Source organism: Rossellomorea sp. RS05, from assembly GCF_039822645.1.
GTDB lineage: Bacteria > Bacillota > Bacilli > Bacillales > Bacillaceae_B > Rossellomorea > Rossellomorea marisflavi_B.
Map to the genome: position 1 here is coordinate 23,178 of NZ_JBDKWY010000004.1, position 25,401 is coordinate 48,578.

The window sequence follows — 25,401 nt, forward strand, 5'->3', positions numbered from 1 at the left end:
GATGGAGAATCAAGTGATCAGGTTGAAAGACGACTATATGATCCTATCCAATCCGAGGGACCGGCGTGAGGTCATCGTTCTTGATAAAAAGGAAGAAAAGATCATCCTCAAATTCAATCTCGGTCCTCAATTCGAAAAGGTCCAACTGGATTTTGAAGTGGTCCTGAGGCATTTCGTCTCCCTTCAAAGCTTGAGTGGATGCATTGAAGGAAAGCTTGCCATGAAGCTGCTGCAGACACATCCGCGATTGTTCGACCTAGCGGGGTTCACAAGTCCCGCTTTGAAAGAGGATTACATACAGTATGAGTTCGGGAGGTCAATCCGTCCGGAATCGCTTTATGAAACTTACCTGGGACCTGAAGGGAAGAAAACCTTCATCCTCTGGGGAATCAGTGAAACCAGCCTTACCCTCAGCCGGACCCTGTCATCACTGGGGATGAGCGTCTCGATCGTGGAGCCCTCTCTGAGTGAACGGGAGGATATCCAGCTTCAAAAGCTCTTGACCATGCACGGGTCCAGTTCGGTTGAAGAGCTTTACGGGGAGAGGGTCCAATGGGTCACTCCGGAGGACCAGGAGGGCGTCTGGATCATCGATAACCGGCTTCTTGAACTGAATCTGATTGATGCAGACAGGGCTCTGGGCCAGATCGCTTCATCGATCGCCGTGCACTACGGATGCTACACCGATGAATTCACCGTCGGACCATTGGTGCTGAAAGAAGAAAGCTATGGATACACGGAATTCAGGAAGATCCATGGTGGGACGCCTGCCCTTCCTACCGTTCCCCAGTCCATGATCCAATCGGGTCTCATCCAGCGGATCCTTTATTTCATTCATGAAGATACGCTCAAACACTTGGCAGAAGATGTCCAGCTTCCCATCAACGGTGCCTTTGCATTTGATAACGATAGCTTCAATTCCAAATTAATCGACATAGAAGGTGGTTGGTAACCATGATCCTCAATGTGAATAACCTCAATAAAGCCTATGGTTCGAAAACGATCTTGAACAATATCTCCTTCAAGGTGGAGGAAAATAAAATCCTGGCCGTAATGGGACCGAACGGGGTTGGAAAGACGACCCTCCTAGAAATCCTCATGACCTTGAAGCCGTGGAACTCAGGAGAAGTAGAGCTCATCGGCATGGACCTGTCCAAAGCAGCGAATCTGTCCAAGATCCGCTCGAATATCGGAGTGGTCTTCCAGGAAGGCGGGATGTACGCTTATCTCAAGATTGCCGAGATCCTCGACCTGTTTGCTTCCTTCCATAACATCAATGAAAAGCGTGTCCGCCACGTCATCGAGATCTTCTCACTCGAATCCCATCTGAACGTGAAGTTCGAGAAGCTGTCTGGCGGGTGGAAAAAACGGATCCTCCTCGCGTGTGCGTTCCTGAACTCACCGAAGATCCTCTTCCTGGACGAACCGACGACCGGTCTCGATCCGGAAGCAACGAACGATTTGTGGACGAATATCTCCGTTGCCAAGGAGCAGGGAGCCACCATCATCTTGTCCACTCATTCCCTTGAAGAAGTGGATATGTACGCCGATGAAGTGATCATCCTGAATAAGGGCATGATCGCAGAACGGGGAAATCCGAGGGAGCTGAAGCATAAGCACGGCACCCTATACTTCAAAGAAGCCTATTTCAACGTGATCAAAGAAAGGAAGGCGGCCAATGAATAAATCGCTGATCAAACTTAGTAAGTATGATTTCCTTGTCTTCTTCCGGGAGCCTTTCTTCGCCCTTCCCATCATGATACTGCCGGGCATCTTCTTTTTCGTCTTCATGAAGATCTTCAGTAATACGATCGGCGGGGCTGAAAACTTCGGACCGTATATCCCGATCTATGGATTACTCATTTCATTCCTCGTCCTATTCTTCAATATCGGTCTGCAGTATGTAACGGAGAAGGAGCGGGGGATCCATAAGCGGCTGGTGCTTTCGTCCATCAGCATCTATCAGATCATTTTCACGTACGTCATACGCGGTGTGCTGCTCTCGCTTCTCGGGTTTGCCCAAATCCTCGCAATCGGGGTATTCGTGTTCAAGACGACCATCACGGATCATATGATCGTGTTCCTGTTGACGTTTGTGATCGTGATTGGGATTACGCTGTTGTTCAGTTTGTCGACGCATAATCTGTTCAAGAACTCGCGTCAGGTGCTTCCGTATACGATCATCATGTTCCAGTATGTGCTGTTCGGCTCGGGGTTGATGTTCCCGACGGATCAGCTTCCTGGGTATTTGAAGTTTTTTGTAGATATTAATCCGTTTTATCATATGAAGGAGATTTTGCTCGGGGTATGGCACTGGTCGGGTGTGGAGATGGTGAATGTGTTGTATCTGGTGTTTATTGTGTTCTTGTGTTTGGGATTGATTTTCGTGAAGTCGAGGTCGAAGGAGTATTGAGGTGTGGTCGTCATTCCTGATGGGTGGCGGCTTTTTTTGTTTTATCGGGTTCTTTTTGGTGATGGGTCCGTGCCTTTCCGCTGCGGCAGGTCGCTTTCCGCGGGGCGTGCGGTGGAGCCTCCTCGTGCCTGCGGGGTCTCCCCCGCCCGCCTAACCGCAGGAGTCGACCCGCCTCCGCTGCAAGGCACTCTTGGATGATAAAGGGAATTCGGTTCCGATCAACTCGTCATATATAGGTGGATCCGCATCTCGATCTTTTTTATGGAGGGTTAAGGGAGAATGAAGACCGTGCCTTTTCGCTGCGGCGGGTCGCTTTCCGCGGGGCGTGCGGTGGAGCCTCCTCGTGCCTGCGGGGTCTCCCCCACCCGCCTAACCGCAGGAGTCGACCTGCCTCCACTGCAAGGCACTCTTGGATGATTGAAGGGGGTCCGGTTCCCATCATCCGGTCAAAGATAGGTGGATCCGCATCCCGATTTATTTTTATGAAGGGTTAAGGGAGAATGAAGACCGTGCCTTTTCGCTGCGGCGGGTCGCTTTCCGCGGGGCGTGCGATGAGCCGCTTCGGCTGCGCCTGCAGGGTGTCATCTGCCCGCCATTTCCGCAGGAGTCGACCTGCCTCCGCTGCAAGGCACTCATGGATGATTGAAGGGGATTCGGTTCCCATCATCTCGTCATAGATAGGTGGATCCGCATCCCGATCTGTTTTTATGAAGGGTTAAGGGAGAATGAAGACCGTGCCTTTTCGCTGCGGCTGGTCGCTTTCCGCGGGGCGATGGGTGGAGCCTCCTCGTGCCTGCGGGGTCTCCCCCGCCCGCCTAACCGACGGAGTCGATCCGCCTCCGCTGCAAGGCACTCTTGGATGATTAGGAGGGTGGGATGGAAGATTCACATCGCAACGTTTTTGGCACGAGAGACAGCACATACCTCAGATGAAAATAGACATCTTGGACAGACGGTATTCTTGGATTCCCTACTTAGATTTTCTTCTTTAATGAACGTACCCCACCCATTATCAAGTTTGCATGCTTCATAACACCAAAGAGTGCATTGAAGCGGAAGGCGCTTGACTCCGACAGGAATAGAGGAAAGCTCGAGACCCCGGAAGCGCAGCTGAGGAGGCTCGACTTCCTCCCCGCGGAAAGCAAGCGCCTGCAGCGGAAAGGAACGGTCCACGTATTTTCTCTATCTCCATTCCAATGGATAATCCATGCTTTACAAGAAGGGCATGGTGATCTTGATGAACACTCACGCTTGTCTACATCCAAGAGTGCATTGAAGCGGAAGGCGTTTGACTCCGACGGGAATAGAGGAAAGATCGAGACCCCGGAAGCGCAGCTGAGGAGGCTCGACTTCCTCCCCGCGGAAAGCAAGCGCCTGTAGCGGAAAGGAACGGTCCACGTATTTTCTCTATCTCCATCTCAACCAAAGGACCACATGACCCGTTTAATTTCGTGAGCACGTGGACACAAGAGGATTGATTTTCATGACAGGAGGGAATAAAACCTTCACAAAGGGCATTGCTTGTAAGGAAGGGGAGTAGGATAATTAGCCGTTGTTTGAACAAGATAAACTTTAATAGAAGCAAGTGGAATCATATTTTTATTCGGAAAGAAGGAAACAGGTATGAATAAGGTATTTGCTGGCCTGGTGTTTGTGGGGGTTCCGCTTTCGGTGGCGGGGTCGCTGTTGCACTGGTCGAGTGTTCTGATGTTTGTGATCTATTGTTTGACGATCATTTCCCTGGCTGCATTCATGGGAAGGGCAACGGAGAGTTTGGCCGTGGTGTCCGGTCCACGGATCGGTGGGCTATTGAACGCGACCTTCGGGAATGCAGTGGAATTGATCATTTCGATCTTTGCCTTGAAGGCAGGTCTGATCGGAGTGGTCCTGGCGTCCTTAACGGGATCTGTGCTAGGGAACCTGCTTCTTGTCGCGGGTCTTTCGTTTTTTATCGGGGGCGTGAAGTATAAGCGTCAGAAGTTCAATGTGTTTGATGCCCGGCATAATTCAGGGCTTTTGATGTTTGCCGTAATCGTGGCATTTGTCATTCCTGAGATCTTCTCCATGGAAATGAACGAGTCCAAGACCATGACGCTCAGTATAGGAATCTCCATCATCCTCATCGCCCTTTACCTCTGTGCCCTGTTCTTCAAACTGGTGACCCATCGCGGTGTGTATCAACAGAATGAAAGTGCCAAGGCTCATGAGGAGGAAGAGGCGGAATGGAGCAAGGGAAAGGCAATCCTGATTCTTCTCTTGTCCACGGTGGCTGTCGCGTATGTGTCGGAGCGACTCGTCCATACATTCGAGGAAGTGGGCCGTACCTTCGGATGGAGTGAGCTGTTCATCGGGGTCATCATCGTGGCCATTGTCGGGAATGCCGCCGAGCATGCATCCGCTATCATCATGGCGTTCAAGAACAAGATGGATGTGGCAGTTGAGATCGCCGTCGGTTCTACGCTTCAGGTGGCGATGTTCGTGGCACCGGTCCTGGTGCTGGTTTCACTGTTCTTCCAGACGAACATGCCTCTTGTATTCACGATACCAGAGCTCGTGGCCATGGTGTCGGCGGTCCTTGTGACCATCGTTATCTCCAATGACGGAGAGACGAATTGGTTCGAGGGGGCGACGCTCCTGGCAGCCTATGTCATCATGGGCATCGGGTTTTATCTGCTATAGGGGAGACCGGTCGTGGTGATCACGGCCGGTTTTGTTGTTTCCAGATTCTTTCATGATGGGAAGGTGGATAAGGTGCCAAGGGGAGGAAAAGCTAATGGCAAACAGAGAGTTGAAAGGAGTCACCACGATATGAAAGCCATTCGCATCATTACGATCATCCTTCTTTTCTTCATAACCGGGACGGCAGTCCTTCACGCAGAAAAGGAGCCGAAGAAGCAGCCTGCACCTGCAGCGCCTTCCCGCTCCGAGGTCAAGGTGCCCAATTCCGTCCTGACCATCACGAAAGAGAATACGTATCCCAATTCCACTCAGGATCAGCCCTATCTTCAGCCGAGTGAGTGGGCGCAGAAGCTGATTGAGACATCCAATGTGGATATCGAGAATCCGAACCTCATCAAGATCCTGAATGAGTCGACGATCAACTCGGCACCGACGATCGGTCTCCGCGCAACGATTTATCTTGGGGAATGGCCGCTGAATTATTCATCAACTGAAACATCGCCGAACTGGGAGTTCCAGAAGATCAATACAAACTATTTCGATAATCGCGGGGGGACGGCGAATCATCAGATCCATTATGTTCAGGAATCTCAAAAAGCCGTCAAAGGCGGCCTGACAGCCAAGGTTCCACATGCAGAAGACGTCCAGAAGATGATGCTGATCAAAGCAACAGAAAAATCCGCTCTTCCTCTTGCTTTCCAGACAATTGTCGGAGCGGGTACGAAGAAAGATCAGGTGTATAATATCTCCCCGAGGCGCATGGGGTATCTATATGCGTATGCACCGGCCATCAATGAAAAAGGGAAGGTCACTTACGGAGAAGTTTACCTTGTCATGAAAGGCACGAAGCGTTCTATCGTCGTCAAGAACGTGACCTCACAGGGAGTCGGCGCTTGGATTCCAATTCAGGATCATGTCCATTTCGGCTTCATGGCCACTGAAACACCAAGATAAGTTTATAGGAAGGGGGAATCGGGTAATAAAAAGATTCCCCCTTTTTTTCTTTTGGTCAGTATGATACAATAATTAGAATATTCTGAAATAAAGGAGGTGAGCCCGATGTATCTCATGATCTTCAGCCTGGCACTCGTTGTGATCGTCAGCGCCCGTTTCTGGTATGAAGCACGCAAGGCGAGAAACTATGCAGCGCAGGTTAAAAGCAAAGACTATCATCAGATCGATCCACAACTGGAAGAACTTGTTCCAAGGGATCGACGACAATGAAAGCACTACGGAATCCGATTCCGCAGTGCTTTTTATTTTTTATACGTAGCGGATCGGGGCAGGCTGGTAATAGGACGGGGACACCGGTCGCTCCGCCTTGCAGGCAGGGCCGATGTATGTACCCGTATGGATCGGCGCCGTGACATCTTTCCACATCTTCTCGTTGATACAATATGTCTCCGCCACCACATTCGCAGGAGTGAGGGCAAGGATATCGGATCCAAGGATGACTTCAGGGGTCGGGGCATCAAAGATGGCCAGAAGATGCGTCTCATCCCTCAGGGCCTCTTCATAATGCCACCAGCCTTGAGGGACATTGGCTACCATACCCGGGGTGATGACCTCATTGATCAGCTGCCGGGTGAACGGATTCAGGATGGTGACCCTGGCTTCACCGGATATGCAGTACACAAGCTCGGATGCATTCTGATGATAGTGTGGCTCCACATAGAATCCCTTGCTGAGAAAGATATCAAGAAGGGACGAGTTTTCAAGGGTGTTCAGATGCTGGACGCCCAGGACATTGATCAGGTTTTGGCCATTGAGTTTGAAGAGGGGGCTTTTGTTCAGATCGAAGCTGAACTGAGCGGAGTCAGCAGTATAATCCATATATTTCGTCATACACATCACCTTCTTTTCATGATGATATAGGATATGGGCGGGTCGTGATTTGGTGCCTGGGCATATGGTAAGCGTTTTTGGTACGATGAAGAGGAGGAGGGATGACATATGACACCGATCGAAGAAGTAGTGGTGAGTTTATTTGAGGAAAAGCACGCCGAGTATTTGAAAGAATTTCAATTGCCGCCTGAGCAGGTGAAGTTCACCGCTCTGCCTGAACAGGTGTGGGAAGAAGCGGAAGGGCAGTATCGGGTGGTGATCCTTGCGGAAGAGACGCCGGTGGGATTTTTTCTGCTGCATTCCACAGACAGGGTGAAGGAGTACACGGACAATCCACATGCCATGCTCCTGACCGCGTTGTCGATCGATCACAGACAGCAGGGAAAAGGATATGCCAAAAAAGCCATGCAGATCGTGAAGGAATGGGTCAGACTGGAGTTTGAATCCTGCAATGAAATCGTGTTGGCCGTGAATCATAGAAATATTCCGGCTCAAACTTTATACAGGCAGACCGGCTACCGTGATACGGGGCGGAGGAAGATAGGGGAAATCGGAGAGCAGTTCATTTTTGCACTCTCCATCAGATGAAAAAAAGAGAAAGGAGCCATAAGCCCCTTTCTCATTAACGTGTGATCCTGGCTTCCCGGGTCGAGAAGTCCACGTCTTTGTAGTACATAGATTTTACAAGAACATTCGGTCCCAGGCAGCGTGCTGCAGGACAATGGCAGTTCAGCTCTTTAGCAAGCGGCTGCCCTTTCCAGCGGTCGTAAACCTCGGGAAGGGTATCGGTCTTGATATTCCCAAGAGGTGGCGTATCACCGAAGTCGGTGACGATCACATCACCAGTGAAAATATTCACATTCAGGCGTGAACGGCCGTCCGGATCATTACGCACGCTCACATTTTTGCTTTTGTACAGTGTCTGAAGGAGTTCAAGGTCTTCATCTGAAGAACTGCACGGATAAAATGGCAGTGTCCCGAAGAGCATCCATACATTCTCGTCGCGGAATGAGAGGATATCGCGGATGGCATCGGCGGTTTCTTTCAGGGTCAATGATTCAAGGCTGGAGGCATAGTCTGATGGGTACATAGGGTGAATCTCGTGCCTCCCGCACTTCATTTCATCCACCACTTGACGGTGGATTTTCTCAAGATACGGCAGGGTGCTTTTGTTGAGCATGGTTTCCGCAGAGACGAGAACTCCATGTTCTGAAAGGTCGCGGCTGTTCTCGATCATACGGTCGAACAGCTTTTGGCGCTGCTCCCTTGTAGGTTTCCGTTCCATATTGGCAAACCCGACATCGATGAATTCATCCGTCGTTCCCCAGTTGTGGGAAATATGGAGCACATCAAGATACGGGGCGATCATCAAGTATCGATCCAGGTCGAGGGTAAGGTTCGAGTTGATTTGCGTCTTCACGCCTCGCTCGTGGGCGTATTTCAAGAGTGGTAGAACATAATTCTCCACGGATTTCTTGGACATCATCGGCTCCCCGCCGGTAATACTAAGGGAACGGAGTGTCTTGATCTCGTCGAGTCTTCCCAGGATCATCTCGATCGGAAGGGCGCTCGGGTCTTTTGGCGAAAGGGTATAACCGACGGCGCAGTGTGCGCATCTCATATTGCAGAGGGTCGTCGTCGTGAATTCGATGTTTGACAGGGTCATATCCCCGTGTTCATCGACGTCAAGGTAGGCTTCCCAAGGATCATGATCAATCGTCATGCCCTTTGAAGCGGTTTCTGTCTTCATGATTAAAAGCTCCTTTAATAAATGGGTACTCATTCATTATTGAGAAACGTTCGGCCCTTGTCAATCCGAAAGATATTCGTTACCATAGGAAGGTACTGAAAGGAGAGAATACCTTTGGGAAAAGCCATTCAAGACAATGAATCACAAGTAACGTATCTGAAACAGCGCCTGAACCTTTTCGTGGACGTCCTCGACTCCATCGATCCCGAGCAGGCTGACATAGACGATATCGACCGTCTCATCGAAATGATCGATGATATCGAAACGAAGGTCGAGCAATTCAAGAAAAGTGAGTGAGAGTCCTGGTGAGGGCTCTTTTTTTATATGCCATTAATGGTAAAATATGCATAAAACCTTGGAGGTATCGCCATGGACATTTCCCTTATTAAACCAAAAGAATGTGAAGAAGCAAAGACGCTAGTCTTAGAAGGCTTCAGGGAACGGTTCGGATGGATCGATGATACCTTGAATCCCGATATGAAGGACATTACGAGACACTACGATGGAGTAGAAAACCATTTCTTTGTCGGTACGGATGAAAAGGGAATCGTATGCACAGGAGCGGTGAAAAAGCATGGTGCTTCAACGTACGAAATCGTCCGTATGTCGGTCCGTGCCGATATGCGCAGTAAGGGATTGGGACGCACCATGCTGCGTCATCTCGAAGACACGGCAAAAAGCCTCAAGGCGGTGAAACTGGTCCTTGAGACGAACCGGGCATGGGAGGATGCAGTCGGATTTTATAAGAGGAGCGGGTTTATCATCACCGGGGAGAACGAAAGCCGGTTCTATTTCGAAAAAATCCTTACAGGTCCATCCCGGACTTCTTCTGTTTCTTCCTGATCGCATCGCACACATATTTGATGAGGAGACCGGTTGCGTATAACGTCAGGAACCCATAAAACATATTCCAGTGGATCATGTGGTACAGGTGAAACTTGATGAAGAGCGGAATGCCGATGAAGGCAACGATGGCCGAGTGGATCGTATGGGCGTACAGGTAATAGGTCCATTTGCTGAAGTATTGGTAAATAAGCGTCACCATGACGGGTAGGATTGCGAAATCGACGGTATTGAATCGATGGGTGAAGACTAGGAGCTGATGGGGATAAGCCCACAATCCAAAGAATTTGCCGATCTCATCCAAACTCCCGATCACGAAGAAACTGATGAAGAAGACCAGCAGGATGAACAGGAATCGCTGCCTGTCAATCAGAATGGAAAAAACCGCTAGAAATAGCAGGCTGATGATGAGGATCGCCCACCAATGGGCACTGAAAAGGTCATGATGGAGCCACTGGCTGTATTCTGCTTCGTGGGTTGATTGCACCGTTTTTTCAATGGTTGAGTTCATTTGGTTCACCTCTTATAGGCATTGTGGGCGAATCGGGGGAGGATTATTCAATATCGGTAGGACTGACAATGTGATCATCGTATGCGTCAATAAACAGGTTCCCCTTGCTGTTGATTACAGCGAAATAGACGTCGCTTATCTCAAGACCGCGGTTCCTGCACTGCTGCAGGATCCACTCTTTCGTATACGTGGGGTCCGTATCCTTCAGGATGATTTCGCCCTCCATGATCACCTCGACGGGTAGGGCACTGGGAGTGGAGGATAGGGAGAGGTCACTCTTCGTTGTCGGCTGGAAGGCTTCCTTTTTGAGGATAGACAGCTGACCGCTCACTTCAAGAACGGCATACTCCACCTGTGTGATATCGAAAACCTCCTTTTCCCGAAGGAGCTGGTTCAAGTCATCCAAGGAGAACTTGGTTTTCTGCATATTGTGATCCAAAATCTTTCCATTCTCGATGAACACCGTCGGCCGTCCTGATATCCATCTCCTCAGCTTTCTGCTGTTCGAAGAAAGCACCATCAACATATAATAAAGACCGATCAGAGCCCAAAATGAAATGAACATTTCAATAAAGCGAAGGTTCGTATCGAAGCCCATATTGGCGATCGAGGCACCGATGGTAACAGAAAGGGCAAAACTATAGTGGTTTTTGTGCGAATTGATGTGCTTGCCGATGATAAATGTCACAACAGCAAGAATCATGAAACTGATGAATGTTCTTAACAATGTAATCAAAATGCCTTCCATCTTTTTTCCTCCTCTGGTCATTACTCTTTATGACCAATAATGACCGGTTTCATTCTGGAGTACGATAGCCGGCATGGACATTCATCATGAAAAGGATGATAAGCGCCCAAACACATTTCGGTGGGGAAGCATAAGATGCCACTGTGAGAAACAGAGGAGGAATGCTTCTATGCAATACGAACAACAACCAACGTATATACAACACGGATTTGACGAGCGCTATCGCCCAGGTTTCGGTGGTGGATTCGGTAGGCCGGGATTCGGCTTTGGTCGTCCAGGATTTGGATTCGGACGCCCATTCTGGGGTGGACCGTTCATCGGTGGCCTGGCAGGTGGATTGCTCGGTGCGTCTTTGTTAACTCCGGGATACGGATATGGGTATGGTTACGGATATCCACCACCGTATTATGGATATGGCCCCTATTATTACTGATCAATACTGAAAAAGATCCGCGTTCATCCATTATCGGGTGGAAGGGGATCTTTTTCCCAGTCCTGGAGTTCCTTTGTGAAATCCCTTTCAATCACTTCCCTATAGGAGTATAATAATGGTGAAAATTCTGAATCACGAGGGGGAAGGGAACACGATGAATAAAGAGACACTGCAACAAAGCATGTATGATTTGATCGTAGAGACTTCAACGAACCTGCCAAAGGATGTACGGAGGGCAATCGCCTCTGCCAAAGAGCGTGAGAATGCGGGCACGCGGGCAGCGATGAGTCTTGATACGATTTCCAATAACGTGAAGATGGCTGATGACAATGTATCTCCGATCTGTCAGGATACCGGTCTGCCGACATTCAAGATCAAGACGCCGGTCGGGGTCAATCAGCTTGAGATCAAAGAAGCCATCTATGCAGCCATGGTGCAGGCGACGAAAGACGGGAAGCTTCGCCCGAATTCAGTGGATTCCCTTACAGGCGATAACAGCGGGGATAATCTTGGTCTCGGAACGCCTGTCATCAAATTCGATCAGTGGGAAAAGGATTATATCGATGCGCGCCTCATCCTGAAGGGTGGCGGCTGTGAGAATAAGAACATACAGTACAGCCTACCGTGTGAATTGGACGGACTCGGCCGTGCCGGACGTGATCTTGACGGCATCCGCAAATGCGTGATGCACTCCGTGTACCAGGCTCAGGGACAAGGCTGCAGCGCCGGGTTCATCGGTGTCGGTATCGGCGGGGACCGTTCGTCTGGATACGATCTTGCGAAAGAACAGCTTTTCCGCTCCGTGGATGATGTGAATCCGAATGAAGATCTGCGCAAATTGGAAGACTATGTGATGGAGCACGCAAACGAACTCGGGATCGGAACGATGGGCTTCGGTGGTGAAACGACCCTGCTTGGATGCAAAGCGGGCGTCATGAACCGGATCCCTGCAAGCTTCTTCGTGTCAGTCGCCTATAACTGCTGGGCATTCCGCCGTCTCGGCGTGAGGCTCGATCCTCAGACTGGAAGCATCGATGAGTGGTTCTATCAGGAAGGCGAAAAGCTGGACCTGACGCAGGGTACAGAAGCGGAGCTTGAAACCGCCGCAGCGAAGGAAGACGGGCAAAATGTCGTCGTCCTCGAAGCGCCGATCACAGAAGAAAAGATACGCGGATTGAAGGTCGGGGACGTTGTGCAGATCAACGGACGCATGTACACGGGCCGCGATGCGATCCACAAGCATTTGAGCGACAACGATGCACCGGTTGATCTCGATGGACAGATCATCTATCACTGTGGACCTGTCATGCTGAAGGATGAGGAAGGCAACTGGCACGTGAAGGCCGCAGGGCCGACCACCTCCATCCGTGAAGAGCCGTATCAAGGGGATATCATGAAGCGCTTCGGTATCCGTGCTGTCATCGGAAAAGGCGGCATGGGGCCAAAAACGCTCGCTGCCCTTAAAGATCACGGCGGTGTCTATCTGAACGCCATCGGCGGAGCGGCACAGTACTATGCCGATTGTATCAAAGGCGTGGATGGAGTGGACCTCATGCAGTTCGGAATCCCTGAAGCGATGTGGCACCTGAATGTCGAAGGCTTCACGGCCGTTGTAACCATGGACTCTCACGGAAACAGCCTGCACGAAGAAGTCGACAAATCCTCACTTGAAAAACTGGCGAAATTCAAGGAGCCGGTATTTAAATAAATCGCACCAAAGGGGTCATGATCATGAAAAGCAAAATCACTCTCATCGTTTTCATCGCGGTCCTTCTCCTGGGCGCTTGTTCGCAGGTTAAGCCCGAGGAGAAGATCACGACGATCGAGCATACCAATCTGAAGGAGCTCAAAGCATACAGTGGGACCTACGTGGGGGATAATTCCGACGTAAGTGCCATCGTCAGGCTGCTCCCCGGCGGTGAAACGATGGGGGAGCTTGATCTGACCGGGGAAAAGCTACATGTCACTTATGACGACGGGGCGAAATCGATCTCAGAATCTGCCTTCCAAAAGTTCTGGTTCAATGGAAACAGGCTGGATCGCAAAAAGTTATATTTTAATGCACTCTACCTCGCCCTCCTCGTGCCGAATGCGAAGGAATACCGTTTCACGGTCACTGATGAGGAATTGGCCATTCCAAGGGAACAGCTCACCGCTGCCCTATCCAAGGAATTCAAACGTTTCCCCCAGGGTGATGCACAATGGGATGAAAAAACGGTTTCTACTTTCATCGACGATCATAAAGGGAAACTGACGGAGATGGCGACGAATTACCACACATACTTTGAAGAGTAAGGGAGCCTCAAGGGGCTCCCTTTTTGGATAGTTTTAGTACTCATAAAGGTCCTTCTTTCTCAAACACTAATAGGGATAGATTTTGCTGAAAGAAGGGATTCCACATGATCCATTTCATAAAAGTAATGATGCTTGCCGTAATGCTGACACTTGTATTCCCGTCCGGCGCAGCAGCCGTTTCCAACCAATCGATCGGGTGGGGCTTCCAAAAGAGCAAGAATGAAGTGCCCGCCGAGGCTGGGGCGCAGTATGACAAACTTCTCTCCGACTACGGTGCCTTCTATAAAGGAAATCCGGACGAGAAGGTCTTGTACCTGACCTTTGACAATGGCTACGAAAATGGCCATACGAAGAAGATCCTAGACGTACTGAAACGCGAGAAGGTACCAGCGACATTCTTCGTCACCGGGCATTACCTCCTCAGCGCAGAAGACCTTGTCAAACGGATGGTCAAAGAAGGCCATATCATCGGAAACCACTCCTGGCACCACCCCGACTTCACTCAAACGAGCGATGAAAAGATCAGGGAAGAAATGAAGAAGGTGAAGGAGAAGACCGCCGAACTGACAGGACAAAAAGAAATGAAGTATATCCGTCCACCGCGGGGCGTCTTCAGTGGCCGCACCCTGGATATTGCCAAGAAGGAAGGGTATACCCACGTATTCTGGTCAGTGGCCTTCGTCGACTGGAAGACCGATCAGCAAAAAGGATGGCAGTATTCCTACAACAACCTGATGAATCAGGCCCATCCCGGAGCCATTATCCTTCTTCATTCCGTATCACAGGACAATGCCGATGCCATGGAGAAATCCATTCAGGACTTGAAAAAGCGGGGATATACCTTCAAAAGTCTCGACGAGCACCCCATGATGAAAAAGCAATAAGAAAAAAGCGAAGGAACAGACGGGTCCTTCGCTTTTTGGCGCATGGTGACGGTTCCGATGCGTCATTTTTGGGCGCACAGGAGCCGTCCCTAGGCATTACGCCGATCAAAGGCATAGCGGAACGCGAATGCCGAGATGATGAAAGATGCAATGATCATGAAGGGCAGCAAGATGAAAACCGTGATTACATCCCACTCTGGTGTCAAAGGCACCCATTTTTCAAATGTATATTGAAAGACGTACAAGAACACACGGAAAATAAAAAATGTGAAAACAAAGTAGATCAGCCGCTCCACCCACTTGCGCATAAGATGTGCCTCCTGAAAAGTGCATAGTACATATATGGTAAAATATTCTTGGCGTACACACAAGATGAAAAGGAGAAAAAACATGCCGACATACGGAAACAATTTATTTAAGGGAGCAGCGGGCTACTATGCAGCATACCGCCCGGTGTACCCGTCGATGCTGATCCGCACCCTCATCGACGAATTTTCCCTGGACGGGGAAGGGAACATCCTGGATCTTGGCTGTGGACCCGGTACTCTGACGATGAGACTCGCCGATTGGGCAGAGAGGACGGTTGGAATCGATACAGAGTCTGAGATGATCCAGGAAGCGGAGCGGATTCATGGGATGATCCGGAATGGGCAAGTGGAATGGTTCGCGGGCACTTGGGCCGAGTATAAGATGACAAACCCTCATCGATTCAAACTGGTCACCATCGCAAAAGCCTTCCACTGGATGGATCGTGATGCGATTTTGGAGGACCTGTATGACCGTGTAGAAGCGGGAGGGGGTATCGCTATCATCGACAACTATGAGCCTGATCGGAAGCTCGAGCGGTGGCAGGAGGTGCTGGACGGAATCATCAGGAAATGGTATGGACAGGAGCGGAGAGCAGGAGATTCAACGTACACCCATCCCGTCGAGCGTCATGAAACCATCATCCGGCGTTCCCGCTTCACCTATGAAGAAATCACCCTTCCACCCTATACGATCCAATGGACGATCGAGTCGATCCTCGGGAACCTGTACTCCACTTCCTACGGAGCGAAACGCTTCCTCGGCGACAATATCATCCCATTCGAGCAAGAAGTCAAACTCGCCCTCGAAGGTCTCGCTCCCTTCACGGAACCCGCGACCCTCAGCATGAAAATAGCAAGAAAGTGACGCATAGGGACGGTTCCGATGCGTCACTTTTTTGACGCATGAGAACCGTCCCAATGCGCCACCATGCGCCATTCCATTTTCTTTGCACATTTTTTGTTGACACTAATACCCTGTTGGGTATAAGATGTAACTCGTAAGGTTAAAACAGCGGCGAAAGAGATGAGCTATCATGGTCATTTTACGCCTTGAAATATACCCCTATAAGTATTTTGGAGGAGGAATTTGAATGTCAGAGAGAAAAAAGACAACAATCGTGCTTTTCAGCGGTGATTACGATAAAGCCATGGCGGCATATATCATTGCCAATGGAGCAGCAGCATACGACCATGAGGTGAGGATTTTCCATACGTTCTGGGGATTGAACGCCCTTCGGAAGGGTTCAGATATCCATGTAAAAAAAGGATTCCTTGAAAAGATGTTCGGGAAGATGATGCCGAAGGGTGCCGACCGCATGGGGCTATCCAAGATGAATTTCGGTGGGGCTGGTAAGAAGATGATCCAACATGTCATCAAAAAGCATAATGCCATGCCGCTCCCAGATCTGATTGATATGGCTCAGGAACAGGATGTGAAATTGATCGCTTGTACGATGACCATGGACCTCTTGGGGCTACAAAAGGAAGAATTGTTGGATCAGATCGAATATGCCGGTGTGGCCGCGTATCTCGGAGATGCTGAAGAAGGAAACGTCAATCTATTCATTTAAACTGGGAGGGAGTCAACATGAAAGAGATCATGCCGAAAGAACTTGAAGCGAAACTGAACGAAGATTTCCATATCATCGACGTCAGGGAAGTAGACGAAGTGAAGGAAGGGAAGATCCCTGGAGCGATCCACATTCCACTTGGATTATTGGAGTTCCGCATGCATGAGCTTGATCGTTCAAAAGAGTACTACATGGTGTGCCACTCAGGCGGACGAAGCGGTCGCGCATGTCAGCTCCTTGATAGTCACGGATACAGCGTGGTGAACATGACAGGCGGTATGATGGCCTGGGAAGGAAAGACAGAATAAATTTTTTTGAAGAGTTCTATACCCATACAGGTAAAAGGAGGATTCATCATGAAAACCGATCAACTACTTGACGCAAAGGGCCTCGTGTGTCCGATGCCAATCGTCAAAACGAAAAAGGTCATGAAGGATATTAGTGCCGGTGAAGTGTTGGAGGTCCAGGCTACAGATAAAGGATCGAAGGCTGACCTTGAAGCCTGGGCAAAAAGCACAGGGCACCAATATCTTGGCCTGATTGAAGAAGGCGATGTACTGAAGCATTATCTGCGCAAATCATCCGATCAGGATGCGGTGGAGCGCTCGTACGAGACCGTTGCGAGCAACGAAGACCTTCAGGCTAAGATGGATGCATCAGAAGATATCACCATCCTTGATGTGCGTGAAGCGGCAGAGTATGCCTTCAATCATATCCCGGGTGCTGTATCCATTCCGATGGGGGAACTGGAATCGCGCCTTCAGGAACTACAGAAAGAAACAGCCATTTACGTAGTTTGCCGCACAGGGAACCGCAGCGACATGGCCGCTCAAAAGCTTGCCGCCAAGGGATTCACCAACGTCACCAACATCGTACCGGGCATGAGTGAGTGGAAGGGAAACACGGAATCGAACCATTAAGATAGCAGGAAGTCTAAGAAGGATATCAAACAGGAGGGAATCAACGTGTCAGTCAATGTAATGAGCAGCAAAGAAGTCGCACAAAAAGTCATGGATCAGGAAACACTTTTCATTCTCGACGTCCGGAACGAAGACGCCTTTCAGGACTGGAAAGTGGAAGGGAAGAATTTCACCTATCTGAACGTTCCTTATTTTGACCTGCTGGACGGTGTGGAAGATATCATGGACCAGCTTCCGGAGGATCAGGACATCCTTGTCGTCTGCGCCAAGGAAGGATCCTCGATCATGGTGGCTGAGATGCTTTCAGAAGAAGGTCTTGAAGTATCGTATCTCAGCGGGGGCATGAAGGCATGGAGTGAGCATCTCGAACCGGTGAAAGTCGGTGACCTTGCAGACGGGGGAGAGCTTTATCAATTCGTCCGTCTCGGCAAAGGCTGCCTGTCCTACATGGTTCTGTCCGGAGGGGAAGCAGCGGTCATCGATGCCACGCGCATGACCTCCGCCTACACGGCATTTGCCGGCGAAAAAGGAGCGGAGATCAAGCATGTCTTCGATACGCATCTTCACGCAGACCATATTTCCGGTGGGAGGATGTTGGCGGAACAAGCAGGCGGATCCTACTGGCTGCCGCCGAAGGACGCAACGGAAGTCACCTTCGACTACAATAAACTCGAAGACGGAAACTCGGTGACGATCGGAACGTCCACCATCGACATCCAGGCCCTATACACACCAGGTCACACGATCGGCTCCACCTCGTTCATCATCGATGCACGCTATCTCCTATCCGGGGATATCCTGTTCATCGACTCCATCGGACGCCCGGATCTTGCCGGAATGGCCGAAGACTGGGTAGGGGATCTGAGGGAAAGCCTCTACACACGCTACCACAAATTACAGGATGATCTGATCGTCCTACCGGCTCACTTCATGGTGATCGAGGAGCTGAACGAGGATGGAACCGTTGCACGCAGCCTTGGAGAGCTTCTGAAAGAAAACCATGGTCTCAACATTGAAGATGAAGGGGAATTCAGAAAGCTCGTAACCGAGAATCTGCCTCCGCAGCCGAATGCGTATCAGGAAATCCGTGAAACCAATATGGGGAAAATCTCCCCCGATGAAGAAACCCAACGAGAAATGGAAATCGGACTAAACCGCTGTGCGGTCCGCTAAACCAAGGAGGAATAGACAATGGAATCAGTAAAAGTACTAGACGCAAAAGGATTGGCATGCCCGATGCCGATCGTCAGGACAAAAAAGGAAATGAACACGATCGAGTCAGGTGAAGTACTGGAGATCCATGCAACAGATAAAGGTGCCAAAAGCGACCTCACCGCATGGGCCAAATCTGGCGGTCATGAGCTTGTGAAGCATGAAGAAGACGGAGATGTATTGAAGTTCTGGATCAAAAAAGGATAATGAATGTTGAAAGGAAGGGGATATCCCTTCCTTTTTTATTTGTAAGGGAGCTTGATGAGGGAATTTGAGTGGATCAAATAGAATGAAGAATAGAGTGGATTGCAGCGGAGGTCGGCCGACTCCTTCGGGAATAGCGGGCAGGGGAGACCCTGGAGGCGAAGCCGAGGCGGCTCACCGCACGCCCCGAGGAAAGCGGTCGACCGCAGCGGAAAGGAACGGCCCTTTCAAAAAAAGATTGACGCCACCCGACAATATACTTACACTATTAGAAAACTTTAACATTTGTAAACGCCATGAACAGGAGTAATAAGGATCAGGGTCTGCCAAGAGAGCTGTCGTCCGCTGCAAGACAGCCATTCCCGTCCCCAACTCGCCTGGGAGCGGATGGAAGGGAATGTCCATCCGGTCGACCACCGTCATCGGGTCCAGAGCGGTTTCCTGTTCGGGAGACCAATAAGAGTGGTACCACGGCCCCGTCGTCTCTTTCCGAGAGGACGGGGCTTTTTGCTATCCAAAAAGGGGGAGAAGGCCGTGTCATGTTTCATCTGTGATAAACATAGAAGCATCATCAAGACCGCCGGAACGACGATTTATGAGAATGAATGGGTGTATGTCGGTCACATCGATCGCAAGGGGAAACCGAACTATGCGGGACATGTGATGATCGACTTGAAACGGCATGTGCCGGGCATGGCGGATATGACGGGCGAGGAAGCCGCTGCATTCGGCATCGCTATGTCGCACGTGAGCCGGGCGCTGACGGAGAGTGAAGGAGCGGAGCATGTCTATGCTCTTGTGTCCGGGAATTCGGTCCCTCATCTTCATATGCATCTTGTGGCCAGATACCCAGGGACTCCTGAAGAGCACTGGGGACCCATGGACGTATACGATTGGGAGAAGGCGCCCATGGTCGGGGAAGAAGAAATCGTGTCATTGTGCATGCGGTTGAAAGAAAGGATGGAATCATATGCGTGAGTGGAGCTGGGTTGGAAGCGATGATACAAAGGTAGATGAGAAGAATGTCCTCACTTTTCCGAATGGGATAGTGGTGGGGCGCTTCGGGGGAAATTCCGGGGCAGGTGCAAACAAGAATGAGGATGCCGCTCTCTTATGGGTAGAAGAGGGGGAGTGGGAATTCGCCGCCATCCTTGATGCCCATCAGACGGCTGAGAGCGCATCCCTGGTCGTCGAGACGCTGGAAGGGGAGAAAGAGCGGATTCAATCCATCCTGAGGCAGCCGGTTGGCGAGGTGTTCGATTCGTTGCAGGCCTGCATTCTGGATATATTCAGGGAACCTGGATTCCTTGCCCGCTGTCAGGAAGTGCAGGGAGAGACCGCTATCTTATTGGTATGCAGGAAAGAAAACGTCCTCTGGTGGTTCTCGATAGGGGACTGCGTGGCCATGCTCCATCATCCCGAACTTGCCGCCCACGGGCAGTACAATCTGAATCAGCGCCATTTTTACGAATGGATTGGCAAGGCAAGCTCGTTCCATGGGGAAATCCCGTGCTACGGCACAGGTGTAAGGGAGCTGCGGGAAGGGACGAACACCATCTTCATGACGACGGATGGGCTTCTGGAATGTCCGGGAGATCCGTACCCCGGAGGTAAAGAAATCTTTGCTGCGTTGAAAGAAAAATCGGTGGAGGAAGGAGTGGCAGATCTTCTCCACACGATCGAAGAAAACGGCGTGAGGGATAGCACGACGATTGTGGCATGGAGGCTGGATAACCGTTGTGAGGCCACGTGGCCGGGGAATTTGAGAAAACCATGATGTCCCCCGATTCGCCCCTATGTTACAATAATATGGGAATTTACAACAGATAAGAAAGAGGACGTTATGCTTTACATACGGTATATGTTTTATCAGAGTCTGCTATTTACCGTCATTGTCATCATGAACTATTATCTTGATCCATACTTGACCCCACCGTTCACAATAGTGGATGCGACCGCCATCTTGGTTTCGCTCTTGGCTCTGTTCGTTGTTATGTTGGTGGTGGTGAAGCTGTATCGTCCTTTTAAAGGTCTACGCTACCGAACGAAGTTTCTCCTTTCGGTGCCGGCGTTTTTATTGACGATTGCTTACTTTGTTTTAGGAGCCTGGTTGTTCTTTTAGAAGGTGCACGGCATGAAGAAGGTGGTGTTGATCGGTTCGGGTGGTTCGGGGAAATCGACGCTAGCGACCCGGCTTGGGGAAGCAGTGGATCTTCCTGTATGGCATTTGGACCAGCTCTTGTGGAAGCCGGGCTGGGTTCCCGTCGAACGGGAAGAAGTAAAGGGAATCCAACGGAAGCTCATTAGCGAAGAGAGATGGATCATTGACGGAAATTACGGCTCCACGATGGAGTTACGCATGGATGCGGCAGATACGATCATCTTCCTGGATCTATCGAGATGGCGTTGCAGCTACCGGGTCATGAAGCGTATGCTCCGCTATTGCGGGAAGTCCCGCCCCGATATGAGGGTAGGCTGCGAGGAGCGATTGGACCTGACCTTCCTCAAGTGGATCTGGCAGTACCCGAAGGAGAAGCGGCCGGGCATCCTTCAAAAGCTTGCAGCCTACAGTGGGGAGAAAACCATCATTCATCTGAAGAATCCAAAGGAAGTCCGGACCTTCCTGGAGAATGCCCAAAATGCATAAGGAGGTATCACCATGAAGAATCAAAAACTAACGTTCGTCGGTTACTTCCTGGTCATCCCCCTCATCTTTTTTGTAAGTACGCTTCTGTGGAGATGGGGAATCAAACGTACAGATATTGGGGTAGTGCTTACCGATGGTCTTGCCATTTTGGGGATTTATTACCTGCTGATCAGTGTGATCGGTTCAGCAAGAGTCGCTCGATCTTAGAACTTGTTCTTGTATTTTAAGGTCTCATCATACATAACATTTCCCCAGGTTTGTGGGGTGCGTTTAGTGTTTCTTTCGATCGAATCATTACTGGATTAACAAACGCAAAGAGTAGGAGACATCATGTATATTCTTGTTAGTACCATCCAGCTTATTAGTTTCTTTGTAATCTTTACTGCTGTGTCCCGTTATTCGTTCAGTAAATGGGAGTACACAGGCTACTCTTTAGCTGTCGTCGTGATGGGACAGCTTTTTTCCTATTTTGTTGGGGTATGGGGAGCTCTGTCGGTATTCGGGCTGCTGATTTGGATATCCTTCCGTAAAGAAGACAGATTGACTGCATTAGGCATTTTTTATGCGGCATATGCCCTCGTGATGAACTCCTTCCTAGGCTTTTTATTCGCAGATCTCATAGAGTGGATAATTGGGTTCGGCTTCCAGGGGTCGACGGCGAATCTGGATTATCTGGTGTATCTGTTGACTGCGCTTTCGCCTCCGCTTCTAAATGCAGGGATCTTACTTCTTATGGGTGGATACATGGATAAAGTAAGAAAGGAGGAAGTGGAACGTTTCAGCTCAGTGATGCTGCTTCCTGTGACGGTATTATTGCTTCTAGTGGTCGTGGTGGTCTATGTAATCCTAACTCTGGTACAAGGCGAAAGCAGTGGCAATCTCCTATTGGAAAAGCTTCTTTATGGAATGGGCATGCTGATACTCGTGGCTTTCGGCTATTTCGTCTTTCAATACCGGCATATCCAGCGAAAGCAGTTGAATAAGGCAAAGGAAGAACAGCTGAATCAACTTCAGGATTATACCTCGCAGCTTGAGTTGCTCTACGACGAAATCAGAGGATTCCGTCATGACTACGTGAATATTCTCCTGACACTTGCATCCGGTATACGAGCGGGTGATATGGATCAGGTCCGGCTGGTTTTCGATCAAACGGTTAAGCCGACCGGGGACCGGATGCAAGGAAACGAGCACAGCCTTGTTAAGTTGAAGAACCTTCATGTTCCTGAAATTAAGAGTATCCTCGCATCAAAACTACTGATTGCTCAGCGTCAAGGAATCGATGTCAGGCTTGAGATTCTGTTACCGATCAGATGTTTAAGAATGGACCTCATTCCGTTCACCAGGATTCTTTCTATCCTGATTGACAATGCTGTGGAGTCAGCGATGGAGACTCATGAACAATCACTGACTGTGGCAATCATTCAAGGGGAGCGGGATCAGGTATGGGTGATAGAAAATTCACTAGAAGGGGACGTCGATCTTTCATCCATCTTCAATAAGGACGTATCATCAAAAGGGTCAGGCAGGGGCACGGGGCTTTACACCGTGCGACAGATTCTACAAGACATCACATATGCGACGTTGGATACTAGGGTTAACGGCTCTACCTTTGTTCAGTCTCTGTCCATAAGAGAAGAGGGGTAATGTAGATGAATATTTATTTACTGGAAGATGATATCATTCAGCAACAGCGGTTGTCGGGGATGATCAAGGATATCTGCGAGATAGAAGGCATTACCTATCTTAATTTTCATGCGACTTCCAGACCGGTGGATGTATTATCAAGCCTAAAGAATGCGTCGCTTCATAACCTCTATTTCCTTGATCTTGAGATTGATGATGAGGAGCAGAAGGGGTTTGCGGTCGCCAAAGAAATCCGCAAATCGGATCCCCTAGGAACCATTGTGTTTGTTACGACCCATTCAGAACTTGCGATGAAAACATTCGAGTACCATATCGGTGCAGTGGACTTCATCGATAAAAGTCTGGGACATGAAGCGTTCCGTCAACGTGTGCAGGATTGTTTGCTTCTTGCTTCATCGAGGGCAGGGGCAGCCCTCCCAACCGATACTTTCCGCTATGAAAGTGGGCAAAGCAACTTTCAGGTGCCTTTCAGAGAACTTCTTTACATTGAAACTACGGGCACACCACATAAACTCCGTCTAGTTTCGACCACGCGGGTGATGGAATTCTATGGCGACTTGAAAGAGATAGAGTCCCTGGATCATCGTCTGATCCGGACTCACCGTGCGTATGTGGTGAATGTAAAAGCCATTCAAGAGATTGACCGGAAAGAAAAAAAGGTGATCCTAGCTGACGGCTCTGAGTGTCTTGTATCGCGAAGGTTATTAAAGACATTGCTAGAAAAGTGGAAAGAGTAAATGGAAAGCATCGGACCGGTCTGATACTTTTTTTGACCGTTCGTGCACTCCAGAGAACCATTCATGAAAGGAAGCTGTCAATTCCTCTTTCGGCCCTTAAGGTAGAAGTATAGATGAGGCTTGGAGGGAATGGCATGACACTAGCAATTGAAGTGAACGCTGTATCAAAGACAATCAAAAAAAGAGAGATCATCTCAAATGTCAGCATGAAAGTCCGTGCAGGAGAGATTTACGGGTTCTTGGGACCGAACGGGGCAGGGAAAACAACGATCATGAGGATGATGCTTAATCTTGTGAAGCCTACGGCAGGTACGATCAGCATGAGCGGGGAAGTGGTGGACGGCAAATCTGCGTACTTAAAGGAAATCGGGAGTATCATAGAATACCCTGTATTCTATGAGCGTTTGACTGTGGAGGAGAACCTGGTGCTGCACTGCCGGTACATGGGAATCGAAATAAAGGACGGCGTGGATCGGATGTTGGAAAAGGTCGGATTGAAAGGAGCAAAAGATCAGCTCATTTCCGAGCTGTCCCTGGGGATGAAACAACGCCTTGGCATTGCCAGGGCCATCATCCATCAACCGCGGATCCTGATCCTTGATGAGCCGATCAATGGATTGGATCCCATCGGCATAAGGGAGGTACGAGAACTGCTCCTTATGCTTAAGGAACAGGGTATGACGATCCTTATCTCAAGTCATATTGTATCGGAAATTGAATCCATTGCCGATACAATCGGAGTCATTCAAGAAGGGCGCCTGATCAGTGAGGTGAGAATGGAGGAATTGAAGGAGGGAAGTAGGAGCGGCTACATCATAGGAGTAAAGGATGCCGGCACTGCCAGTCAGATCCTGAGTGAAGTGGGAAGGGTCGAGCGAGTGGACGATCGGACCATCATCGTGTTCAACAGTGTCCTGTCCCGTCATGAGCTGAACCGACTTCTCGTAGTTGGCGGGGTGGAGGTAGAGAGGATCGAGAGGAAGGAAAGCAATCTCGAAGACTACTTCATCAACCTGCTTAAGGAGGGAAAACGCCATGCTTAACCTGATGAAACTGGAATGGACGAAGAACCGGCTTTCTCAGTACTGGAAAGGGGTGCTCGTCAGCATCATCCTCATCTTTGCCGCGATGGCCCTCATGGGAATCGGGTCAAACGGGGAAAAAGAGGCGATGTTCCCCGATTATGAGGCATATGAATCCTTAGCAGGCATCTTCGTCCGGATTGTGTTCATGATCTATACGAGCGTTGTCCTGTCCAGAGTGATGATTGAAGAATTCAGGAATAAGACGATTCAGCTCCTCTTTACGTATCCCACCGAGCGAAAGAAAATCCTGAGGGCCAAGCTCCTCGTCGTATTTGGGTTCTGCTTTGTCACCACGGCGACCGCCAGCATCGTCATTGCCCTCCTGACAGTCGGACTGAATCCGATGTTGGAGATCTTCCCAGATGAAGTGACGTTACGAGACATAGCGGGTGATATCCCCGGCATGCTCCTCATGGCGTTCATGATGGGAGGGGTTTCTCTTATTCCTTTATTCTTCGGAATGAGGAAAAAGTCGACTGCCACCACCATCACAAGTGCGGTTCTGATCGGCTTCCTGATCAATGCCACCGTGTCTGATGGAAGCAACCAGACGAGCTTGTTCCAATTCATCGGTGTTCCTGTCGGCATGTGCCTCATCGGTTTTGGCATCGCCTTTTTTTCGTCCCGTCGGATTGAAAAAGCAGATCTATAGAAAAGAAGGGCCCGGGGATC

35 protein-coding genes are annotated in these 25,401 nt (G+C 49.8%); 29 read left to right on the top strand and 6 right to left on the bottom strand.

Annotation, left to right across the window (positions count from 1 at the left end; all coding sequences use genetic code 11):
- Window position 1: 1 nt before the first annotated feature.
- Genes ABJ225_RS11875 through ABJ225_RS11885 form a run of 3 tightly spaced genes read left to right on the top strand, consistent with a single transcriptional unit; the run spans window position 2 to window position 2,413 of the window.
- Window positions 2-952 (top strand): hypothetical protein, encoded by a 951-nt coding sequence (locus ABJ225_RS11875; protein WP_347320330.1) that lies wholly within the window; start codon window positions 2-4, stop codon window positions 950-952.
- A gap of 2 nt (window positions 953-954) precedes the next feature.
- The gene (locus ABJ225_RS11880; RefSeq protein WP_056533146.1) at window positions 955-1,686 is read left to right on the top strand and encodes an ABC transporter ATP-binding protein; all 732 of its coding nucleotides are present in this window, start codon (window positions 955-957) and stop codon (window positions 1,684-1,686) included.
- Window positions 1,679-2,413, top strand: coding sequence for an ABC transporter permease (locus ABJ225_RS11885; RefSeq protein WP_048006874.1), 735 nt, complete (start codon window positions 1,679-1,681; stop codon window positions 2,411-2,413). Before ABJ225_RS11880 ends, ABJ225_RS11885 begins: the two co-directional genes overlap by 8 nt.
- A 490-nt stretch (window positions 2,414-2,903) precedes the next feature.
- Here ABJ225_RS11885 and ABJ225_RS11890 read toward each other — a convergent pair whose 3' ends face one another.
- Window positions 2,904-3,077: a hypothetical protein gene (locus ABJ225_RS11890; protein ID WP_347320333.1), complete on the bottom strand. Its 174-nt coding sequence runs from the start codon at window positions 3,075-3,077 to the stop codon at window positions 2,904-2,906.
- 383 nt (window positions 3,078-3,460) lie between these two features.
- On the opposite strand from ABJ225_RS11890, the gene ABJ225_RS11895 reads away from it, so the two are divergent.
- The 4 genes from ABJ225_RS11895 (at window position 3,461) to ABJ225_RS11910 (ending at window position 6,316) form a co-directional block, all read left to right on the top strand.
- Window positions 3,461-3,793: a hypothetical protein gene (locus tag ABJ225_RS11895; RefSeq protein WP_347320335.1), complete on the top strand. Its 333-nt coding sequence runs from the start codon at window positions 3,461-3,463 to the stop codon at window positions 3,791-3,793.
- Window positions 3,794-4,036: 243 nt separating this feature from the next.
- Window positions 4,037-5,092, top strand: a complete 1,056-nt coding sequence (gene cax / locus ABJ225_RS11900) for a calcium/proton exchanger (RefSeq protein ID WP_048006876.1) — start codon at window positions 4,037-4,039, stop codon at window positions 5,090-5,092.
- Window positions 5,093-5,221: 129 nt separating this feature from the next.
- Entirely contained in the window at window positions 5,222-6,046 is an 825-nt protein-coding gene (locus ABJ225_RS11905) for a YfkD famly protein (RefSeq protein ID WP_347320337.1), read from the top strand.
- A gap of 105 nt (window positions 6,047-6,151) precedes the next feature.
- On the top strand, window positions 6,152-6,316 hold the full coding sequence (locus ABJ225_RS11910; RefSeq protein WP_159645252.1) for a hypothetical protein: 165 nt from the start codon (window positions 6,152-6,154) through the stop codon (window positions 6,314-6,316).
- A gap of 39 nt (window positions 6,317-6,355) precedes the next feature.
- Here the strand turns inward: ABJ225_RS11910 and ABJ225_RS11915 are convergent, their stop codons facing one another.
- The gene (locus tag ABJ225_RS11915) at window positions 6,356-6,937 is read right to left on the bottom strand and encodes a cupin domain-containing protein (RefSeq protein ID WP_218245196.1); all 582 of its coding nucleotides are present in this window, start codon (window positions 6,935-6,937) and stop codon (window positions 6,356-6,358) included.
- Window positions 6,938-7,045: 108 nt separating this feature from the next.
- Here ABJ225_RS11915 and ABJ225_RS11920 point away from each other — a divergent pair, with 108 nt between their 5' ends.
- Entirely contained in the window at window positions 7,046-7,525 is a 480-nt protein-coding gene (locus ABJ225_RS11920; RefSeq protein ID WP_347320339.1) for a GNAT family N-acetyltransferase, read from the top strand.
- A 34-nt stretch (window positions 7,526-7,559) separates the two neighbouring features.
- Here the strand turns inward: ABJ225_RS11920 and yfkAB are convergent, their stop codons facing one another.
- Entirely contained in the window at window positions 7,560-8,687 is a 1,128-nt protein-coding gene (gene yfkAB, locus ABJ225_RS11925) for a radical SAM/CxCxxxxC motif protein YfkAB (RefSeq protein ID WP_218245198.1), read from the bottom strand.
- A gap of 114 nt (window positions 8,688-8,801) precedes the next feature.
- Here yfkAB and ABJ225_RS11930 point away from each other — a divergent pair, with 114 nt between their 5' ends.
- Both ABJ225_RS11930 and ABJ225_RS11935 read left to right on the top strand, forming a co-directional pair.
- On the top strand, window positions 8,802-8,984 hold the full coding sequence (locus ABJ225_RS11930) for an SE1561 family protein (RefSeq protein WP_056533160.1): 183 nt from the start codon (window positions 8,802-8,804) through the stop codon (window positions 8,982-8,984).
- Between the two features lie 72 nt (window positions 8,985-9,056).
- Window positions 9,057-9,530: a GNAT family N-acetyltransferase gene (locus ABJ225_RS11935; protein WP_218245199.1), complete on the top strand. Its 474-nt coding sequence runs from the start codon at window positions 9,057-9,059 to the stop codon at window positions 9,528-9,530.
- Here the strand turns inward: ABJ225_RS11935 and ABJ225_RS11940 are convergent.
- Both ABJ225_RS11940 and ABJ225_RS11945 read right to left on the bottom strand, forming a co-directional pair.
- The gene (locus tag ABJ225_RS11940) at window positions 9,493-10,041 is read right to left on the bottom strand and encodes a hypothetical protein (protein ID WP_218245200.1); all 549 of its coding nucleotides are present in this window, start codon (window positions 10,039-10,041) and stop codon (window positions 9,493-9,495) included. The genes ABJ225_RS11935 and ABJ225_RS11940 overlap by 38 nt on opposite strands.
- Window positions 10,042-10,084: 43 nt before the next feature.
- Window positions 10,085-10,789, bottom strand: coding sequence for a DUF421 domain-containing protein (locus ABJ225_RS11945; protein ID WP_218245201.1), 705 nt, complete (start codon window positions 10,787-10,789; stop codon window positions 10,085-10,087).
- 169 nt (window positions 10,790-10,958) lie between these two features.
- On the opposite strand from ABJ225_RS11945, the gene ABJ225_RS11950 reads away from it, so the two are divergent.
- From ABJ225_RS11950 to pdaA, 4 genes are all read left to right on the top strand, one after another.
- Window positions 10,959-11,222, top strand: coding sequence for a spore coat protein (locus ABJ225_RS11950; protein WP_218245202.1), 264 nt, complete (start codon window positions 10,959-10,961; stop codon window positions 11,220-11,222).
- Between the two features lie 154 nt (window positions 11,223-11,376).
- Complete coding sequence (locus tag ABJ225_RS11955) at window positions 11,377-12,930, top strand: fumarate hydratase (RefSeq protein WP_218245633.1); 1,554 nt, start codon at window positions 11,377-11,379, stop codon at window positions 12,928-12,930.
- A gap of 23 nt (window positions 12,931-12,953) precedes the next feature.
- Entirely contained in the window at window positions 12,954-13,517 is a 564-nt protein-coding gene (locus ABJ225_RS11960; protein ID WP_218245203.1) for a DUF4825 domain-containing protein, read from the top strand.
- 104 nt (window positions 13,518-13,621) lie between these two features.
- Window positions 13,622-14,401, top strand: a complete 780-nt coding sequence (gene pdaA / locus ABJ225_RS11965) for a delta-lactam-biosynthetic de-N-acetylase (protein ID WP_347320345.1) — start codon at window positions 13,622-13,624, stop codon at window positions 14,399-14,401.
- 89 nt (window positions 14,402-14,490) lie between these two features.
- Here pdaA and ABJ225_RS11970 read toward each other — a convergent pair whose 3' ends face one another.
- Window positions 14,491-14,709: a hypothetical protein gene (locus tag ABJ225_RS11970; RefSeq protein ID WP_218245205.1), complete on the bottom strand. Its 219-nt coding sequence runs from the start codon at window positions 14,707-14,709 to the stop codon at window positions 14,491-14,493.
- A gap of 82 nt (window positions 14,710-14,791) precedes the next feature.
- Between ABJ225_RS11970 and ABJ225_RS11975 the strand changes: the two genes are divergently transcribed.
- The 15 genes from ABJ225_RS11975 (at window position 14,792) to ABJ225_RS12045 (ending at window position 25,381) form a co-directional block, all read left to right on the top strand.
- A complete protein-coding gene (locus ABJ225_RS11975) occupies window positions 14,792-15,574 on the top strand; it encodes a class I SAM-dependent methyltransferase (RefSeq protein ID WP_347320347.1) in 783 nt (260 codons plus the stop codon).
- 226 nt (window positions 15,575-15,800) lie between these two features.
- Window positions 15,801-16,280: a DsrE/DsrF/DrsH-like family protein gene (locus ABJ225_RS11980; RefSeq protein ID WP_218245207.1), complete on the top strand. Its 480-nt coding sequence runs from the start codon at window positions 15,801-15,803 to the stop codon at window positions 16,278-16,280.
- Window positions 16,281-16,297: 17 nt separating this feature from the next.
- Window positions 16,298-16,588, top strand: coding sequence for a rhodanese-like domain-containing protein (locus ABJ225_RS11985; protein ID WP_218245208.1), 291 nt, complete (start codon window positions 16,298-16,300; stop codon window positions 16,586-16,588).
- A 48-nt stretch (window positions 16,589-16,636) separates the two neighbouring features.
- Complete coding sequence (locus ABJ225_RS11990; RefSeq protein ID WP_347320350.1) at window positions 16,637-17,200, top strand: sulfurtransferase TusA family protein; 564 nt, start codon at window positions 16,637-16,639, stop codon at window positions 17,198-17,200.
- A gap of 45 nt (window positions 17,201-17,245) precedes the next feature.
- A complete protein-coding gene (locus ABJ225_RS11995; RefSeq protein ID WP_218245210.1) occupies window positions 17,246-18,373 on the top strand; it encodes an MBL fold metallo-hydrolase in 1,128 nt (375 codons plus the stop codon).
- Between the two features lie 18 nt (window positions 18,374-18,391).
- On the top strand, window positions 18,392-18,619 hold the full coding sequence (locus ABJ225_RS12000) for a sulfurtransferase TusA family protein (RefSeq protein WP_048006893.1): 228 nt from the start codon (window positions 18,392-18,394) through the stop codon (window positions 18,617-18,619).
- Between the two features lie 531 nt (window positions 18,620-19,150).
- Window positions 19,151-19,594, top strand: a complete 444-nt coding sequence (locus ABJ225_RS12005; protein WP_347320352.1) for an HIT family protein — start codon at window positions 19,151-19,153, stop codon at window positions 19,592-19,594.
- Entirely contained in the window at window positions 19,587-20,393 is an 807-nt protein-coding gene (locus tag ABJ225_RS12010) for a PP2C family serine/threonine-protein phosphatase (protein ID WP_218245212.1), read from the top strand. The genes ABJ225_RS12005 and ABJ225_RS12010 overlap by 8 nt, the downstream gene beginning before the upstream one ends.
- Before the next feature lie 84 nt (window positions 20,394-20,477).
- Window positions 20,478-20,738 (top strand): hypothetical protein, encoded by a 261-nt coding sequence (locus ABJ225_RS12015; RefSeq protein WP_142126531.1) that lies wholly within the window; start codon window positions 20,478-20,480, stop codon window positions 20,736-20,738.
- Between the two features lie 12 nt (window positions 20,739-20,750).
- Window positions 20,751-21,263: a DNA topology modulation protein gene (locus tag ABJ225_RS12020; RefSeq protein ID WP_218245213.1), complete on the top strand. Its 513-nt coding sequence runs from the start codon at window positions 20,751-20,753 to the stop codon at window positions 21,261-21,263.
- Between the two features lie 12 nt (window positions 21,264-21,275).
- Window positions 21,276-21,470: a hypothetical protein gene (locus ABJ225_RS12025; RefSeq protein ID WP_056533209.1), complete on the top strand. Its 195-nt coding sequence runs from the start codon at window positions 21,276-21,278 to the stop codon at window positions 21,468-21,470.
- Between the two features lie 123 nt (window positions 21,471-21,593).
- Complete coding sequence (locus ABJ225_RS12030; RefSeq protein WP_347320355.1) at window positions 21,594-22,907, top strand: sensor histidine kinase; 1,314 nt, start codon at window positions 21,594-21,596, stop codon at window positions 22,905-22,907.
- Window positions 22,908-22,912: 5 nt separating this feature from the next.
- The gene (locus ABJ225_RS12035) at window positions 22,913-23,644 is read left to right on the top strand and encodes a response regulator transcription factor (RefSeq protein WP_056533215.1); all 732 of its coding nucleotides are present in this window, start codon (window positions 22,913-22,915) and stop codon (window positions 23,642-23,644) included.
- A gap of 134 nt (window positions 23,645-23,778) precedes the next feature.
- The gene (locus ABJ225_RS12040) at window positions 23,779-24,687 is read left to right on the top strand and encodes an ABC transporter ATP-binding protein (RefSeq protein ID WP_347320357.1); all 909 of its coding nucleotides are present in this window, start codon (window positions 23,779-23,781) and stop codon (window positions 24,685-24,687) included.
- Window positions 24,680-25,381 (top strand): ABC transporter permease, encoded by a 702-nt coding sequence (locus ABJ225_RS12045; protein ID WP_347320360.1) that lies wholly within the window; start codon window positions 24,680-24,682, stop codon window positions 25,379-25,381. Before ABJ225_RS12040 ends, ABJ225_RS12045 begins: the two co-directional genes overlap by 8 nt.
- The last annotated feature ends 20 nt before the right edge of the window (window positions 25,382-25,401 follow it).